At 36.5% G+C, this 17,055-nt stretch carries 13 protein-coding genes and 1 other RNA gene; 3 read left to right on the top strand and 11 right to left on the bottom strand.

Going from position 1 to position 17,055, the window contains the following annotated elements; genetic code table 11:
- Nucleotides 1-401 precede the first annotated feature (401 nt).
- Nucleotides 402-2,372: a S8 family peptidase gene (locus R2R35_RS20845; RefSeq protein WP_317731790.1), complete on the top strand. Its 1,971-nt coding sequence runs from the start codon at nt 402-404 to the stop codon at nt 2,370-2,372.
- A gap of 200 nt (nt 2,373-2,572) precedes the next feature.
- Here R2R35_RS20845 and ssrA read toward each other — a convergent pair.
- The 4 genes from ssrA to R2R35_RS20825 form a co-directional block, all read right to left on the bottom strand.
- Nucleotides 2,573-2,933: a transfer-messenger RNA gene (ssrA, locus tag R2R35_RS20840) on the bottom strand.
- A gap of 257 nt (nt 2,934-3,190) precedes the next feature.
- Nucleotides 3,191-4,165, bottom strand: coding sequence for a hypothetical protein (locus R2R35_RS20835; RefSeq protein ID WP_317731788.1), 975 nt, complete (start codon nt 4,163-4,165; stop codon nt 3,191-3,193).
- A 338-nt stretch (nt 4,166-4,503) separates the two neighbouring features.
- A complete protein-coding gene (locus R2R35_RS20830) occupies nt 4,504-6,363 on the bottom strand; it encodes an HD-GYP domain-containing protein (RefSeq protein ID WP_317731786.1) in 1,860 nt (619 codons plus the stop codon).
- Nucleotides 6,364-6,501: 138 nt separating this feature from the next.
- The gene (locus R2R35_RS20825) at nt 6,502-6,771 is read right to left on the bottom strand and encodes a hypothetical protein (RefSeq protein WP_317731785.1); all 270 of its coding nucleotides are present in this window, start codon (nt 6,769-6,771) and stop codon (nt 6,502-6,504) included.
- Between the two features lie 446 nt (nt 6,772-7,217).
- Here R2R35_RS20825 and R2R35_RS20820 point away from each other — a divergent pair, with 446 nt between their 5' ends.
- On the top strand, nt 7,218-7,787 hold the full coding sequence (locus R2R35_RS20820) for a hypothetical protein (protein WP_317731784.1): 570 nt from the start codon (nt 7,218-7,220) through the stop codon (nt 7,785-7,787).
- Between the two features lie 55 nt (nt 7,788-7,842).
- Nucleotides 7,843-8,184, top strand: coding sequence for a hypothetical protein (locus R2R35_RS20815; RefSeq protein ID WP_317731782.1), 342 nt, complete (start codon nt 7,843-7,845; stop codon nt 8,182-8,184).
- A 235-nt stretch (nt 8,185-8,419) separates the two neighbouring features.
- Here R2R35_RS20815 and smpB read toward each other — a convergent pair whose 3' ends face one another.
- The 7 genes from smpB to gap all read right to left on the bottom strand — a co-directional run bounded on the left by smpB (nt 8,420) and on the right by gap (nt 16,839).
- Nucleotides 8,420-8,887 (bottom strand): SsrA-binding protein SmpB, encoded by a 468-nt coding sequence (gene smpB, locus R2R35_RS20810; protein ID WP_033167761.1) that lies wholly within the window; start codon nt 8,885-8,887, stop codon nt 8,420-8,422.
- A gap of 132 nt (nt 8,888-9,019) precedes the next feature.
- Nucleotides 9,020-11,146: a ribonuclease R gene (rnr, locus tag R2R35_RS20805; protein WP_317731779.1), complete on the bottom strand. Its 2,127-nt coding sequence runs from the start codon at nt 11,144-11,146 to the stop codon at nt 9,020-9,022.
- 342 nt (nt 11,147-11,488) lie between these two features.
- Entirely contained in the window at nt 11,489-11,725 is a 237-nt protein-coding gene (gene secG, locus R2R35_RS20800) for a preprotein translocase subunit SecG (protein ID WP_317731778.1), read from the bottom strand.
- An 88-nt stretch (nt 11,726-11,813) separates the two neighbouring features.
- Complete coding sequence (gpmI, locus tag R2R35_RS20795; RefSeq protein WP_317731776.1) at nt 11,814-13,358, bottom strand: 2,3-bisphosphoglycerate-independent phosphoglycerate mutase; 1,545 nt, start codon at nt 13,356-13,358, stop codon at nt 11,814-11,816.
- A gap of 200 nt (nt 13,359-13,558) precedes the next feature.
- Nucleotides 13,559-14,305: a triose-phosphate isomerase gene (gene tpiA / locus R2R35_RS20790; RefSeq protein WP_317731774.1), complete on the bottom strand. Its 747-nt coding sequence runs from the start codon at nt 14,303-14,305 to the stop codon at nt 13,559-13,561.
- A gap of 103 nt (nt 14,306-14,408) precedes the next feature.
- Nucleotides 14,409-15,605 (bottom strand): phosphoglycerate kinase, encoded by a 1,197-nt coding sequence (locus R2R35_RS20785; RefSeq protein WP_317731772.1) that lies wholly within the window; start codon nt 15,603-15,605, stop codon nt 14,409-14,411.
- A gap of 220 nt (nt 15,606-15,825) precedes the next feature.
- A complete protein-coding gene (gene gap, locus R2R35_RS20780) occupies nt 15,826-16,839 on the bottom strand; it encodes a type I glyceraldehyde-3-phosphate dehydrogenase (RefSeq protein ID WP_317731770.1) in 1,014 nt (337 codons plus the stop codon).
- Between the last annotated feature and the right edge of the window lie 216 nt (nt 16,840-17,055).

Genomic DNA, 17,055 nt, shown 5'->3' with positions numbered 1-17,055 from the left:
CTATGTATATTGAATTAGCTATCTGCCCGCAAGTATCTCTATAAAGTGTCTGAAGTCCTATACCACTTCCCTAACATTTTCCGATTTTGAATTTTAGGTATTAGGCAAACCTGTTGGATAATTAGAGAAAGTTAAGTGCTGATTAAACTCATTATACTAAAAAGAAATTAATAAACTTACAAATACTTTAAGAATCCAAATATTAAATGATAATCTATTACATAAAGCTTAAATTAACTTTAAATAGTTGACTCTATGAGTAAATATATGTAAAATAAATATTGTAAGGAAATATATAGCAAATAATCATCTGCAAGTCTTAAAATTTAATAGAAAGGAGTGATTAATAATAAATAAGGATTCAGAAACTATTAATAGATAAACAAGAGAGGGGAAATATAATGAACAAGAAAAAAGTTATAGCAATATTAGCTATTTGCAGTATTATAGCAGCACCGTTTAATACATATGACAAAGGTATTTCAGAACAAACCGACAAGCAATATTTAGTTTTACGATATGAAAATTCTAACTATAAGATTCATACATTTGATTTGAGCTATTCTGAGATGTCAAAAATGAAAAAAGATAAAAATAATTTGGTAATTGAAGAAGACAGTTATGTATATGGCAGTCAGCAAGAATTATCAAATATTGAATTGAACCATGAAAAGAATACTAATGATTTAGCTCTAAAAGATATCGAGACAGAATGGAATTTGCAAATGATAAATGCAGATTCTGTTGTAAGAAATTCAGAATCAAAAGTAAAGGTCGCACTTATAGACTCGGGAGTTGATTATACCAATGATATAGATGTATATAAAAGAAAAAACTTCATCCCGGGGGAAGATAACGTATCTGTTTTATATGAAGATAGCAGCGGTCATGGTACAAGCATCTCTGGTATCATGGCAGCAAAAGATAATGGTGAAGGGATAACGGGTATAAATCCCAATATAGAATTATATTCTGCCAGAGTGCTGGATCATGAGAATAAAGCTCCGATTAGTCGAGTAATAGATGCAATATATTGGGCAATTGATGAGGATGTAAATATCATTAATATTAGTTTTGGTACCACTACAAACTCTGAAGCATTAAGACATGCAATTCAAGATGCCTATAATGCAGGTATCCTGATTGTTGCAGCAGCAGGTAATAGTGGTACAATTGAATATCCGGCGGCATATGATGAAGTTGTCGCTGTTGGTGCTGTAAACAGTAAAGGTGAGCGTAGTGACGGCAGTGCTACGGGAGCAGAACTTGAATTGATGGCACCAGGTGAGCAAATTCTTTCTACCGGAGCATTTGGAGGGGTTTCAGTTTCAGAAGGGACCAGCATGGCAGCACCCCATGTCGTTGGTGTAGCCTCAATACTATGGGAAAAAGATTTGTCTTCCTCAAGGGATTTTATACGTAAATTACTTGATGTTAGTGCTAATAAATACGGAGATAGAAACGAATATGGTTGCGGTCTTATTGATTTAGGATATGCCTTGGAAGTCTACGATAACTTTAAAATTTCATATAATAGTGTACAAGCCAGCAGTATAAATGATAATAATAACAATAATATTGAAAATAATAGCGAGATTACTTTATTCGAAGATATCGATTATGTTACTGGAAGCTGGGCTACAAGTAAACATGAAGAGCTGGCAGGAACTGGTAATATTTTAACCGCTGCTGCTTTGGCTGTAGTTAAACTAGGCGCCGCTGCACCGGATAAATCTATATATAATATTCAAGGAATGGGTGTATATCCCCAATGGCATGGGTTTACCAGCTGGACTGACGCAAGCGGAACGAAACAATATTGTAACTACATGGCTTCCTATATTTTACTAACCAGGGTAGCACTTGGTTTCCCAAAAGATTATACAAATTCAAATACCTTTACGGCACCGGCTAAACCTTCTTACATGTCACAAGCAGACTATAATAACATTAATGGTAAAGCAACAGCTACTACATTTTGTGGTGTTTTATGGAAAGATGTACTCGGAAGCAATGGAGTAACGGATAGAAATAAAAGATTATTTATGTATGGTACTGCTTTGCATACAGCAACAGATTTATTTTCACATAGTACTTATCTGCCTGATACCACTTATATTAATCATGATTCAGGAGCAGACACTTGGACATATATTGCAAATAGGTCTAAGTGTGCAACTGAAATGGCTAGAGCATTGATTACACGGATTTCCGGTTATACAGCAGGTGATGTTTCGGATTTTGCTCAGGCAATAAGAGGCACATATGATGGTACTTTTAAGATACCAACTTATGCTACCAAGGCTAATGCAGTCAATAGTACTTATTACAATAGCAACAAAATACTCTTTGATTCAATTAGTACCTATTAAATAGCAACTTGGTATTAATAGCCGAAAAGGATTAATTATACCATTCCTTTTCGGCTTATTCTATTTTGGGTAAATCATGGATTTTCTTTTAATATAAACTAAAGAAGGATCAGTATAAAAATGAGATAATAGCTTACTAATAATAAACTGAATAATAATGCAACACAAAACTAAAAACCCCAGTAAAAACTGAGGTTTTAGAATGGAGCTGAGGGGAATCGAACCCCTGTCCGAAAGCCCATCCATTGCAGCATCTCCCATTACAGTCAATCTTTTATGCAGGTCTTACCTGCTGTTCCCTCCGCCAAGCGCCGGTTGACAGGCTCATGACTTTGGTAGCTTCATGGTTCTTTTATCTTCTCAAAGCTTTGAAGACAAAGTGCCTTGCTAATTTGATGCCGAGGTCTTAAGCCGCAAGAAACCTAAGGTCGACAGCTGCCATTAGGCAGCGTACGCTAAATTATCGTCTGCGTTTAATTTTATTTCTAAGTTGATGACGCGGTCCTAGTCCGCGAATGGCTTCCGCAACTTCAAAACCCCCGTCGAAACCAGTACAACCCCGAATATTCGGAATAATTTGGTTTGCAGACATGCGATTTATTAAATATTACATCCATAGTATAACCACTAATTGTGTCTAAAATGTGTCTAAAAAAAATTAATATAATATTTAAACTCTATTCAAAGTATATACATATATGAACGATATAATAACTATTGTAGACACAAGAGAATTCTTGGTTAAATAATTTTTTTCATAAAAGGGGACTGTAGCAGTGAATTCCATCTGGAAATTGCTACAGTCCCTCCTCCTTTATTCAGCCGCAGGTACTTTTACAAGAAGCACAATCGCTGCAGCTGCTCTTTGGTGTAACAGCCATGTTTTCTATTTCAAATTCATAATCCTTATAAACGTAAGTGTATATATTTTTTCCGTAAAGGATACATCCCTTATCTATGAATTCTATTTTTATTGGCACAATATCTTCTTCACTGTCATTTATCAAACTTATCTTAAAATATGGTTCAATTATTTCTATACTGTTGTCCTTCCTATTTCGAATCTTAATGCGATCTGTGGAGGTAATAAGTGATTTTATACTTCCATCCTCATTAAAATTTAGCGAATTCATATCACCATTGATTCCATTAGCATTCATGTCAAAACAGGCTATTTTACCTATTGGAGTATTCCGAAATAAAGGATACGCAGGTTCCAGAGATTTTGTATTTCCCTCTGGATAAAAGGCTATCCCAAAACGAACTTTAATTTTAATATCTCCGGCAGGTACTGACATGGTTTCTTTTGGCCAGAGTGTCAGACTCTTTATATTTCCATTTCTATAGTAATGCAAACTGATAAACTTTTTCTCCACATAACCCTGATCCATCTTAAGGGTTATAGGCTGTGCCAATCCATATTCATTCTCTTCTGTCCAAAAGCCTGTAATTTTTCCGTTTAACGGAAATATACGCTTTATTTCACCACTATCATAAAAAGTAACTAGTTCTGCCTGTATCTCACCTGCTGTTGTATGTATCAAGGTCTGTTCTTCCAGGGCCAACCGTCTTAAATTACCATTTTCATAAAAGGACAAGGATTTGATATACTTTTTACGGGTACCCTCGTTTGTGTATTGTGGTATAAAATCACCATAAGGAGTGTGCAGTATATTTTTTGCCTCGAAGGAACATTCCATAAGCTTTCCGTTCTTGTAGTAATCCGGTGTTGTTATTCCTGTCAGACAACCATATTGGGTCTCATACATTTCAATCGCCTTATCTATACCCATCTTATAAACCTCCCTCTTTTTTCACAGCGATAACGCTCCTATTGATTATGAGATATGAAACATATCCTTTTTTATCAAGCTCTATATCAACTTTATTGTAAAACCAGTTTACTTCAATTCAGCTCCACATAAACCTTTATTAGAACTAACAATACCATTTCAGCAAACATGATTCAATATTGCATAACGTAAAGAATTATGCAGCTTTTCCAATCAGATTTAGCTATATTTTAATAAAACTGAAATAAGTCCAATCATTCAAAAGTTGGAAATGCTGTAGCACCAGACATCTTTACTCCTTTATTGATTGAACTTAGATTCAGCTTATATCCTATACTCTATGAAATTATTTTTGAGTTTAACATATGGATTGGCATCTTGCTTTTAATATCCTGTGCTTCAAAATACTCTATGAAGGCATCAACTATCTCCGCATCAAATTGAGTTCCTTTGTTTGCAATCAGTTCTTTTAAAGCATCCTCGACAGACATAACAGCACGATATGCTCTATTACTGGTCATAGCATCAAATGCATCCGCAACACACACGATTTTAGCAAGGAAATGAATATCATCCCCTTTTAGGCCTCTTGGATAACCTTTGCCGTCTACTCGTTCATGGTGCTCATAGATGATACGTCTGCTGCTGTCTAAGAAATCCAGATTTGATAAGAGCTGATATCCAATTTCCGGATGCTCTTTAATCTTCTCATACTCTTCCTGGGTTAAACGTTCCTTCTTATGAAGAATATACTCAGGAACGCCAATCTTTCCAATATCATGAAGAATACTGCCGAATTGAAGATCACTCTTCTCCTGTTCTCCTATTTTTAGAGCTTCACCTATCATCATAGAGTAGATCATTACCCGTTCACAATGACCCCCGGTATAAAGATCTTTTTCTTCAATTACATTGGCTAATACTTTGACGGTCTCAAAATAGCTATTTTTATTTTTGGCAAATAAGGTTTCCAATTCCTCGTTGATGGATATGGTTTCTTCGTATAAAGATTCTATTTCATCTTTGTGTTCTGATATTTCTTTATTTTTATTTTCAAGATTTTGCTCTGCCTGGTATCTTTCCTGCAAAAGTTCTTTTATCTGTGCTTGCATTTTCACAAACTGATCTGCCAGTAACTGCAGTTCATCATTGGATTTTACGGCTATCTCGTGATCAAAATCACCGGTTCCTATCTTTTTAGCTCCTTCTGTAAGGATTTCTACAGGCTTAATCATTTTTCTGGACTCATGTACCCCAAAGATTGCGGCAACAAAAGCTCCGAATATATTAATCATTATTATTCGAAGTATATAATTTTTTATTAATTTATCATTTCTGTCATTGTTATAAATTACCTCTACGACATTTATTTCATTTCCGCCTGTTGAGCCATTAATCTTATATGGAATATATTGATAGAATACCTTCTGTCCGTTTTCTTTTTTGGTAACCTTTACCGTACTCATCGTCTGCATAGCCTGTTTAAAATATACAGTATGGTCGCTGTCTATTACGGTATTCTTACCGTCACGAGTTTTTTTATAAGATACTCCCAGATAGTTATACAATAGAATTCTATCAACATCTACATTATCTGCTTGTATCTGTTCATAGAAATTTACAAAACTGATTCCCTTCATAAGACTTTCATCCTGCACAATAGGTGCACCATATTCAAAAATATAATTCCCGTCTTTTGAGGGCAAATAGCAATATTTTGTCATAATACCGTCAGCTAAAGATAAATCGATACGGGATGCAACAAATTTGCCTTCTGTGCGAACTTGACTCAGAAAATCTACAAAGCTGTTATTTCCATTAAAATTCAATCCCATATCCTGTTTATCTGTAGATGATATTATTATATTATCATAATTTATAATATAGAGATCAAAATCATTCTCTCCTGTTTGAAAATCCTCCAGAGAAAAATTAATATCTCCCTTTTTCTCATATTCTTTCATAACATTATTCAGAACCTGCTTCGCCTCTTCATCCATAGGCTTTTCAATCAGATAATTAATATAATCTGTATTGCTCAGATTATTCAGCAGTCTCTGTCCTATCATATTCTGCTGCTCGGAGAATTCATTTTTTAGATATGTGGTGTTAATAACCAATTCCACAATTGAAGATATACATGAAACAATAATTACTGATGCAAATAATAATCCACCTATTTTGTAGCGGAATTTCATTGGTCTTTTTATCCTGCCCACTTTATCTAACTCCATCTTCTGTAATGTACTATAGCTCCAATGCGTTGTCCGTTAGTTGTTTATACTACAATCATACACAATCATTAAAGTTTTGCAATAGAATATTACGATTTTTATTTACGTTCTTCGGATTCTTTCTTCTTTTTCACCTATAATGAATACTACTTTGACCAGACGGATTCCTTTCGGTAAATCCTGTCTGCTCCGCATGGCTTGATGTGCTTTATCAATAAGCTGTTTTTTAGTATCTTCCGGATACTTGTCATCAAATTCGTATATGTATTCCTTGGGAATATCTTTTAATGCAGCATCTACCAGTGAACCACCTCTTTGCAGATAGTCATGTAATGCTTCCTTCACTATTTTTTCGTAATCCTGATATTTCATAAACTTTTACTCCTTTCTGCATGCTTAAAACATGCGTTTAAAATCAGGGTGAACTTAAAATTGCAGTTCATACTATTATATGCAGTTTACTATATAACTTGCATTGTTATCTTATTGTCCTCCTACCAGACTAAATAATCCTTAGCCAAAATCAACCTTACAGAAAAACAGGCTGTAATGCTTAAGGAAACATCCTTTCCGAAGTTGTAATTTTTCTATTAATCTGGAACTTTTTCTTCTTCTTGTATATAAATTATAAATATAATTGATTATAAATATAATTTGCTTATCATTGTTAATTTTAATATTCGCCAGGCAGTTTTTCCTTAACTCATATAGGTGTAAAAAGGCTTTGTTTCTGTTTATATATAAATATAATGAACAAGAAGCCGCACGAATATGATCATTACATTTATATGATAAGTATAATTATATGAGGCAAGTATGTGAATAATGACAAAGAAACCGGATTTTATTCCAAAGAAGACTTAAGAAATATTCTTAGATTATATCTGACACAATATTCCACCTGGATGAGATTTTATATTGTCAGTGTAGCTGCCGCAATAAAAGACCAGGAAGTAATTGAAAACCGACTGTTGGAAATTCCGATTGCTATTGCAGGTGTTTTTCGAATTTATTATGGTGATCAAACGGCAGCACAGATCGAGATTCTTTTAAGAGATCACATCAGGTATACAATGGATCTGGTTAAGGACACCATTACCGGAGATTCAGATTCTTTTAACCAGACCGCCCCTTTATGGATGGAAAATACCAAAGCCTTGTCTGCCGAGCTGGCATCTATTAATAATAAGTGGAATGAGAATCAGTTTGAAAATCTGCTTGGTAATCTTTTATCCATGACCCTGGATGAAGCAAATAAACGTAAAAACATGCAATATGCAGATGATGTCTATCAATATGACAATATAGAATATTTTGTACTTATGATCGCAGATGTGCTATGGAATGGCTTTTTGGTATTTTATTCATCACAACAGAATATAAAATGACATATACTATTCTATAACCTGTCGATTGTGACAACATTATGTACGGAGGTAGCTTATGGATGGAGTGAAAGAGTTTATCAATCATACCTGTTCTGACTTAAACGTTACATTAACAGTCAGAGAGAGAGATACTCCCGGTTGTACCTTTCACATAGAAGAGTTCTGCCTGCTGATTGGCGAGTGTAAGAAAGTATGTTTTGGTAATGAATTAAATCCATTCCTTGACTGCATCTATGCTTGCTATTGTAACTTTGGGCAATGTGCAAAAACCGAATTAGCTGTTAGAAAAAGAGGCTGTGAAGTAGATAAATTCATTAATTTCACACCCAAAATCCTCTTCCTCAATGCCGGTCCTTCAATTGTAATATCATCTTTATTCTGGGACCATACCTGTTAATCATGAAACTTTTTATATACGGGTAAGTTCATGTGCCCGCCTGGAGTTCTTCTTTGCTGGAGACAAGGCAGGATTTTGGGGACGTAGTGGTATTACGTTCCCAAAATAACACCGCAGAATTTGGAAAGCGTGAAGAGTACACTGAGTATCAGTCCTAAGAAAATACAGTTGAAATACTGCTTTTCCCACGTATTCATACATAAATTTCTCTCATACGAAGCAGTAAGCGAAAAGATTAATTGAGGTTTTTTATCTTGAAATCCTTCTCCGCTTCTCTTCTCTGATCTTTTTTAGCTATGTCTTCTCTCTTATCATAGAGTTTTTTACCTCTTGCAAGTCCAATTTCAACCTTTACGAGGCTTCCCTTTAAGTACACGGTAAGCGGAACAACAGTATAACCTTTTTGTGCCACTTTTCCCATTATTTTATTGATTTCATAATTATGAAGCAGCAGTTTCTTCACACGTAGAGGGTCTTTATTAAAAATATTGCCTTTTTCATATGGACTGATATGCATACCGTATATATAAACCTCACCATTCTCAATCCTGATAAATGATTCTTTCACACTGCATTTGCCCATTCTTAAGGATTTGACTTCTGTACCATGCAGTACAATGCCTGCTTCAAAAGTATCCTCTATAAAAAAGTCAAATCTGGCTTTCTTATTATTGGCAATCATCTTTATAGCATCTTTTCCCATACAACCTCTTTCTGAATAATTAATTTCATGAAATGAATGTACCTCTTCAAGTGTAAGTTCTCCGAATTCTAACTTACACTTGAAGGGCCTAACTCTTAAATTGTCATATTCTTTTTTATATATTTTTTCTTTTTATTCTTCTACAAGTTCAAAATCTATAACCTTCTGTAATTTATCAGTAGCTGTGACTCTGACTCTGACTTTTTGTCCGAGCTTATAGCTCTTTTTAGTGTGCTCACCTGTCATGGTATAACGTTCTTCATCATAGATATAGAAGTCATCCTCCATATCAGTAACCCTGACAAGACCTTCTACTGTATTGGGAAGTTCCACGTACATACCCCAATTGGTAATACCTGAAATAACACCTTCAAACTCTTCCCCTATCCTGTCGCTCATATACTCTACTTTTTTAAGCTTTAATACATCTCTTTCTGCGTCATCGGCACGGCGCTCCGTTATACTTGCCTGTCTTGAGACATCCGGAAGAATTTTATGATAATGATTATAACGTTTCTCGCTTAATCCTCCTTTTAAATTCTCCTTTATAATGCGATGGATCTGTAAATCAGGATATCGTCTGATCGGTGAGGTGAAATGACTGTAGTATTTGGTTGCTAATCCGAAATGACCATCACTGTCAGGTGTATATTTCGCTCTTTTCATGGAGCGCAGGGTAAGTCTGCTGATTAGTGCTTCTTCAGGTGTACCTTCTACTTTTCTCAATAACTTCTGCAATTCTTTTGGATGGATTTCCTCCTGGCCAATACGAATGCTATAGCCAAAATTATTGATAAAGATGCCCAGTTCCTTTATTTTCTCAGAATCCGGATTTTCATGGCTTCTGTATACAAACGGAATCTCCTGCCAAAAATAGTCCTCTGCAACTGTTTCGTTGGCAATTAACATAAAGTCTTCTATTATCCTGGTTGCTTTGTTTCTGTCATATGGTTTAATCTCAATGGGATGTCCTTCGGGATCTAAAATAATCTTACTTTCTGGAAAATCAAAATCTATGGAACCTCTTTTACTTCTTTTTTCTCTTAATATTTCAGCAAGTTCCTCCATAAGCAGAAACATAGGGACCAGTTCTTCATATTCCTTGATTTCAGCTTCCTCTTTTTCTTCCAGTATCTTTTTTACACTGGTATAGGTCATTCGCCGGTCTACACATATTACCGACTCTGTTATTTCATGTCCGATAACAGTCCCCTTATCATCAATATCCATTATACAGCTTAAGGCCAATCTGTCAGTACCGGCATTTAAGGAGCAAATACCATTTGACAGTTTGTGAGGCAGCATGGGGATGACTCTGTCCACCAGATATACACTGGTTCCTCTGCTTAATGCTTCTTTATCCAGTGGCGTATTCTCTCTGACATAATGTGTTACATCTGCTATATGAACACCTAAACGATAAATCTCACCCTCTTTTGATATGGTTATAGCATCATCCAGATCCTTTGCATCCTCTCCATCTATAGTTACTGTCTGCAGCTTGCGAAGATCCTTCCTGCCTCTTATTTCCTCCTCCGAGATTTCTTCCTCTGTTGTTTCCACCTGTTTCATAACCTCTTCCGGAAATTCCAAAGGCAGATTGTAGGCAGCAATAACGGATTTTATATCTACACCAGGATCATTAATATGTCCCAGGATTTCAACAACTCTGCCTTCCGGATTCTTATCCTTATCTCCGAAATTCGTTAATTTGACGATAACTTTATGCCCGTTAACAGCACCTTTGGTATGCTCTTTCTGAATAAAGATGTCTTTTCCAAACTTGGTGTTATCAGGAATAACAAAACCATAATTTTTACTTTTCTCAAAGGTTCCAACTACTGTTGTATTACTTCGCTCCAGTATTCGGATGACCTCTCCCTCCATACGCTTTCCGGTTCGGCTCTCCCGTACTGTAACAAGTACCTTATCATTATGAAGAGCACCTCTGGTGGCATTCTCTGGTATAAAAATATCTTCTGCTTCACCCTCTACAATTACAAAACCAAAACCTCTTTGTGTACCAGTAAAAACACCAGTTTTTGTATTATTATCCGAAATTCGGTATTTACCTGCATTGTCTGCTTCTATTTTACCATCTGCAATAAGAGCTTCAACGACTTCACGAAAATCACTCTTCTCATTTCTTGGAACTTGAAGAATTGCAGCCATATCTTTTATTTTCATTGGCTGGTATTCTTTGCTGCTTATAAACTCAAGCAGTATTTTTTTTCTTTCTTCTAAAATTATTTTATCCATATATCCTCTTTCTGCCTGCCGGACCTTCACCGTTTCGTTACAAATAGTATACCATAATTCTCCTGTGTTTAATACACTTATATTCGTCTTGCAGACTTATGTTTGCCTGTTATTTTATTTATATCTTAGTAGTTTCTTATCTTATAAGCCATTATATACTTATTTTTTTATGGCATCTTTTACATGGTAGACAAGAGTGTTTTTTGATTTCAGAAAAATCGTTTTTGTTACATCCTCCCGACATTTTAAAAGGCTTCATAGGCATTACTTACAGAAAAAAACACCCCTGAATCCTATGCTTCTGGATCCAGGGATGCTTCTCATATCTGATTCTAAGACTTATTAAAGAACATTCAAAACGATAGAAAGAACGATAAATGCTGCAGCAAGTATGATGGTAGCCTTTAATAAACCGCCTTCTTTCGATCTGCTTCTGTTCTTACCCCAATAAGTATCTGCTAAGCCGCTGATGGAACCGGAAAGTCCGGCAGACTTACCTTCCTGTGCTAATACGCATACAGATAAGGAAAGGCATACAATTACAAATATTACAGTGATTATTATTTTTAATACTTCCATTAAGACACCTCCTAACGCACTGTTTTGATTATAACACAGGCTGCCACAAAAGACAAGCGTAAGCTTTATTTCTTCTGGGGATGCCGTGTTATTTCTTTATCAGTAAGGATTTACCAGTCATTTCAACAGGTTTCGTTAATCCCAGCATTTCAATCAAAGTAGGCGCGATATCCGCTAAACAGCCGCCTTCTCTTAAACCATATTCTTTATCATAATTCACAAGTACAAAAGGAACCGGGTTGGTGGTATGTGCAGTGAAAGGCTCACCTGTCTCATAATCGATAAGCTGTTCTACATTACCGTGATCTGCGCATACGAACATCTGTCCATCTACTTTTATAAGAGCATCATACACCTGGCCTACGCAGACATCAATAGCTTCCACCGCTTTGACAGCAGCTTCTACGATTCCTGTATGTCCAACCATATCCGGATTTGCAAAATTTACGATTATCATATCATATTTCAGAGACTCAATTGCTTCCACAAGGTTCTTGGCTACTGAGAAAGCACTCATCTCAGGCTGTAAGTCATAGGTTGCAACTTTCGGAGAGTTAACAAGAATCCTCTCTTCCCCTTCGTTCGGAACTTCGACACCACCATTAAAGAAAAACGTAACATGGGCATATTTCTCTGTCTCAGCCATTCGAAGCTGCTTTAAGTTATTTTCAGCCAAAAACTCACCAAAGGTGTGATCAATAGCCATTTTATGGAATGCAACAAGCTTGTGCTCAATGGTAACATCATATTCGGTAAAGCAAAGGTAAGTTAAAGGTATTCTTCCTGCTGGTCTCTCAAAGCCTTTAAAATCATCGTCGCAGAAAGCTCTTGTTATCTCTCTTGCACGGTCAGGTCTGAAGTTAAAGAAGATAACGGAATCATTTTCCTTAATAACAGCTACTGGTTTACCCTTTTCTTTCACAACAGTAGGGATTACAAATTCATCATTGATTTCTTTGTCATAAGAAGCCTGTACTGCCTCTGAAGCACTTGCCGCTTCGTCACCTTCTCCGCAGGCAAGAGCACGGTACGCTTTTTCCACACGGTCCCAACGGTTATCGCGGTCCATTACATAGTAACGACCCATTACAGAAGCCACTTTACCGATTTCGAGTTCTTTCATCTTCTCTTCCAGTGCGATTACAAAACCTTTTCCTGAGGTGGGAGGGGTATCTCTTCCATCTAAGAAAGCGTGTACATAAACATTCTTAACACCTTCTCTTTTTGCCATTTCAAGCAATCCGTATACATGTGTAATATGACTGTGAACACCACCATCTGAAAGCAGTCCGTATAAATGCAGATCTGAATTGTTCTCTCTGCAGTTTTCCATTGCTTTCTTTAAAGCTTCATTCTGAAAGAAATCTCCGTCAGCGATTTCTTTTGTTATTCTGGTTAATTCCTGGTATATAATTCTGCCGGCACCCATGTTTAAATGTCCAACTTCTGAATTTCCCATCTGTCCTTCCGGAAGTCCTACCGCCATACCACTAGCATAGCCCTTTTCCCATGGATACTCAGAAAGCAGTTTATCCATTACAGGAGTTTTTGCTAATTTTACTGCATTACCTTCGGTCTTGTCATTTAATCCATAGCCGTCTAATATCATTAATACTGTAGGTTTTTTACTCATATGAACACTCCTTTTCCTGGAGCTCACGAAAGATGTTTCACATCTGTTTGGTTAGAATAAATTGTGAGCCTCATATCACTTCATTATGTCTGGCAGTTTTAACTGCGAAATCTTACATAAGATTATTCACCTTATGTAAGACGGTTTTACAATATCATTATAAATGAAACTTTAGATTATGAAAAGCATTTTCATTTATATTATTTATAATTAACAATTTTCCCGAAATCAGGCTTTAAGCTTGCGCCGCCAACTAATCCGCCGTCGATATCAGGCTGTGCAAATAACTCTGCTGCAGAATCAGCTGTAACACTTCCGCCGTATTGGATACGGATGGCTGCTGCTGTATCTGTATCATAGATTTCAGCGATGCACTCACGAATTGCTTTACACACTTCCTGTGCCTGAGCAGAGGTTGCTACTTTGCCGGTTCCAATAGCCCAGATAGGCTCATAGGCAATGACAGCTGTTTTTGCCTGGTCAGGAGTTACGTTTAAGAAAGCAATTTTAATCTGCTGACGGATAAAGTCAATCGTTACGCCCTGCTCTCTCTGGGTAAGAGATTCACCACAGCAGACAATGGGTGTAATTCCATGCTCGAAAGCTTTCAGTACTTTCTTATTTACGGTTACATCGGATTCCGCAAAATACTCTCTTCTCTCAGAATGTCCGATAATTACATAGCGAACACCGATATCATCGAGCATTCCAGGAGCGATTTCTCCTGTATAGGCACCATTTTCTTCAAAATGCATATTCTCAGCACCAATCTGTATATTGGAACCCTTTGCTGCTTCTACTGCTGTTGTTAAGGATATAGCGGGAACGCAAAATACAACGTCCGCATCTTCTGTTGCTACAAGGGGTTTTAACTGATTGATAAGAGTTACGGTCTCACTGGTAGTTTTATTCATTTTCCAGTTACCGGCTATAATTTTTCTACGCATTTTATTTCTCCTTTTCCTTAAGAAAAGGGACTGTCAGGCATCGAAGCTGTCAGTCCCTGATATTATATACTACTGTGACTTTATGCTATGAATCAAGTACTTATTATTTATCGTTAGCTGCTGCTACACCAGGAAGTTCTTTTCCTTCCAGGAATTCAAGAGAAGCGCCGCCGCCTGTTGATATATGAGTCATCTTATCACCAAAGCCTAAGATATTAACAGCCGCTGCTGAATCACCACCACCGATAATGGTTGTTGCATCAATTTCTGCAAGTGCTTTCGCAACTGCGATAGTTCCGTTGGCAAAATTAGACATTTCGAAAACACCCATAGGTCCGTTCCATACTACAGTCTTAGCTTCTTTTACAGCATCTGCGTAAAGCTTGCTAGTTTTCTCACCGATATCAAGACCTAACCAGCCTTCTTCAATTCCTTCTTCACTGGTTACTGTTTTGAATTCTGCGTCATTAGAAAAAGATTTCGCAGCGATGGTATCAACAGGTATTAATAACTTAACACCTTTCTGAGCTGCTTTCTCAATCATTTCTTTTGCATAATCAAGATAATCTGCTTCCAACATAGAACTTCCGATTTCTTCTCCCTTTGCCTTCATGAAGGTAAAGGCCATACCTCCACCAATGATAAGCGTATCCACTTTGTCAAGAAGGTTGTTGATAACAGAAATCTTACTGGAAACTTTAGAGCCTCCAAGAATTGCCACGAAAGGTCTCTCCGGATTATTAACAGCATTGCCAAGGAAATCGATTTCTTTCTGCATTAAGTATCCAACTACTGCAGTATCAACATATTTTGTGATACCAACGTTGGAGCAGTGTGCTCTGTGAGCAGTACCGAAAGCATCGTTTACGAATATATCTGTGATAGAAGCAAGATCTTCACTGAATGCATCTACATTCTTTGTCTCTTCTGCTCTATAACGTGTATTCTCAAGAAGAACCACTTCACCATCCTGCATTTCAGCAACAGCTTTTTTTGCATTCTCGCCTATTACTGTAGCATCAGCTGCAAATTTAACAGGCTGTCCTAATAGCTCTGCAAGTCTTACAGCTACAGGAGCTAAGGATAATTCAGGCTTAGGCTCACCCTTCGGTTTACCAAGGTGAGAGCAAAGAATAACCTTGCCGCCATCTTTGATTAATTTCTGAATAGTGGGAAGTGCTGCTACCAGACGGTTCTCATCTGTAATTCTACCTTCCTGTAAAGGTACATTGAAATCACAACGTACTAATACTCTTTTGCCTTTAACGTTAATATCATCTACTGACTTTTTATTTAACATAATAGACTCCTTTCAATATGTTCTAATAAATATTCTTATAAAAAATGAGCCCGATCTTTATAGCAAAGCAGAGGGTTCGGTTAACGTTCCTCGACTTTGCTTACAAAGACCGGACCCATTAAGGATCAATATAATTATAAATTATAGCAAATTCCTATTCCGTAACAAGCAAAAATAAATACTGTTAATGAATTATGCAAATATTACTATGCAATAACTATTATGCTAACTCAGCAAAGAATTTGATTGTTCTAACCATCTGGCTAGTGTAGGAATTCTCATTGTCATACCAGGAAACAACTTTTACTAAAGTCTTGTCCCCATCAAGAGGAGTAACCTTTGTCTGAGTTGCATCGAATAAAGAACCTTCACTGATACCAATGATATCGGAAGATACTAATTCTTCTTCTGTGTAACCGAAAGATGCGCTAGCTGCTGCTTTCATAGCTTTGTTAACATCATCTTTTGTTACTTTGCTCTTGGTAACAGCAACTAATTCTGTGATAGAACCAGTAGGGGTAGGTACACGCTGAGCAGCACCGTCTAATTTACCAGCTAACTCAGGAATAACAAGACCGATAGCTTTAGCAGCACCAGTAGAGTTAGGAACGATATTTTCAGCAGCTGCACGAGCTCTTCTTAAATCTCCCTTAGGATGAGGACCATCTAATGTCATCTGGTCACCAGTATAGGAGTGAATTGTTGTCATGAAGCCTTTTTCAATTTCGGATAAGTCATTTAATGTTTTAGCCATAGGAGCTAAGCAGTTTGTTGTACAAGAAGCTGCAGAAATGATAGTATCTGCTGCTGTTAATGTATTCTCGTTAACACCGAATACGATTGTAGGAAGATCATCACCTGCGGGAGCAGAGATTACAACCTTCTTAGCACCTGCATCGATATGAGCCTGAGATTTTGCTTTAGATACATAGAATCCAGTACACTCAAGAACTACGTCTACACCGATTTCTCCCCAAGGAAGGTCTGCTGCGTTTTTCTCAGCATAGATTTTGATTTCTTTACCATCTACTACGATAGAAGACTCTTTTGCTTCAACTTTATCTGCTAAAGCGTATCTTCCCTGTGCTGTATCATATTTTAATAAGTGTGCAAGCATTTTAGGATTTGTTAAGTCGTTGATAGCTACGATTTCATATCCCTCTGCTCCAAACATCTGTCTGAATGCAAGACGTCCAATACGTCCGAAACCATTAATTGCTACTTTTACTGCCATGATTATATTCCTCCTAATTGTTAATTTTATAATATGCTGCCATATGTTCCATAACAATAGTCTTATGTAGGAGCGACAGCTATTAACCAGCATGATTGACAAAATTTTCTCAAACACTATATTATTTTACCTTTTTTATAGGAAAATATCAAGTACAAAATATAAATTCAAATAAGATTAATAGATAATTCATAAAAAGATTACAGAGACATAAAT

Source organism: Anaerocolumna sp. AGMB13020, assembly GCF_033100115.1.
Taxonomy (GTDB): Bacteria; Bacillota; Clostridia; order Lachnospirales; family Lachnospiraceae; genus Anaerocolumna.
This window is presented reverse-complemented; position numbering and strand designations above follow the sequence as displayed.

Coding starts and splice junctions, on each gene's coding strand:
- R2R35_RS20845 (WP_317731790.1), top strand. CDS start 402: ATGAACAAGAAAAAAGTTATAGCAATATTAGCTATTTGCAGTATTATA.
- R2R35_RS20835 (WP_317731788.1), bottom strand. CDS start 4,165: ATGGGTATAGATAAGGCGATTGAAATGTATGAGACCCAATATGGTTGT.
- R2R35_RS20830 (WP_317731786.1), bottom strand. CDS start 6,363: ATGAAATTCCGCTACAAAATAGGTGGATTATTATTTGCATCAGTAATT.
- R2R35_RS20825 (WP_317731785.1), bottom strand. CDS start 6,771: ATGAAATATCAGGATTACGAAAAAATAGTGAAGGAAGCATTACATGAC.
- R2R35_RS20815 (WP_317731782.1), top strand. CDS start 7,843: ATGGATGGAGTGAAAGAGTTTATCAATCATACCTGTTCTGACTTAAAC.
- smpB (WP_033167761.1), bottom strand. CDS start 8,887: ATGGGAAAAGATGCTATAAAGATGATTGCCAATAATAAGAAAGCCAGA.
- rnr (WP_317731779.1), bottom strand. CDS start 11,146: ATGGATAAAATAATTTTAGAAGAAAGAAAAAAAATACTGCTTGAGTTT.
- secG (WP_317731778.1), bottom strand. CDS start 11,725: ATGGAAGTATTAAAAATAATAATCACTGTAATATTTGTAATTGTATGC.
- gpmI (WP_317731776.1), bottom strand. CDS start 13,358: ATGAGTAAAAAACCTACAGTATTAATGATATTAGACGGCTATGGATTA.
- tpiA (WP_317731774.1), bottom strand. CDS start 14,305: ATGCGTAGAAAAATTATAGCCGGTAACTGGAAAATGAATAAAACTACC.
- R2R35_RS20785 (WP_317731772.1), bottom strand. CDS start 15,605: ATGTTAAATAAAAAGTCAGTAGATGATATTAACGTTAAAGGCAAAAGA.
- gap (WP_317731770.1), bottom strand. CDS start 16,839: ATGGCAGTAAAAGTAGCAATTAATGGTTTCGGACGTATTGGACGTCTT.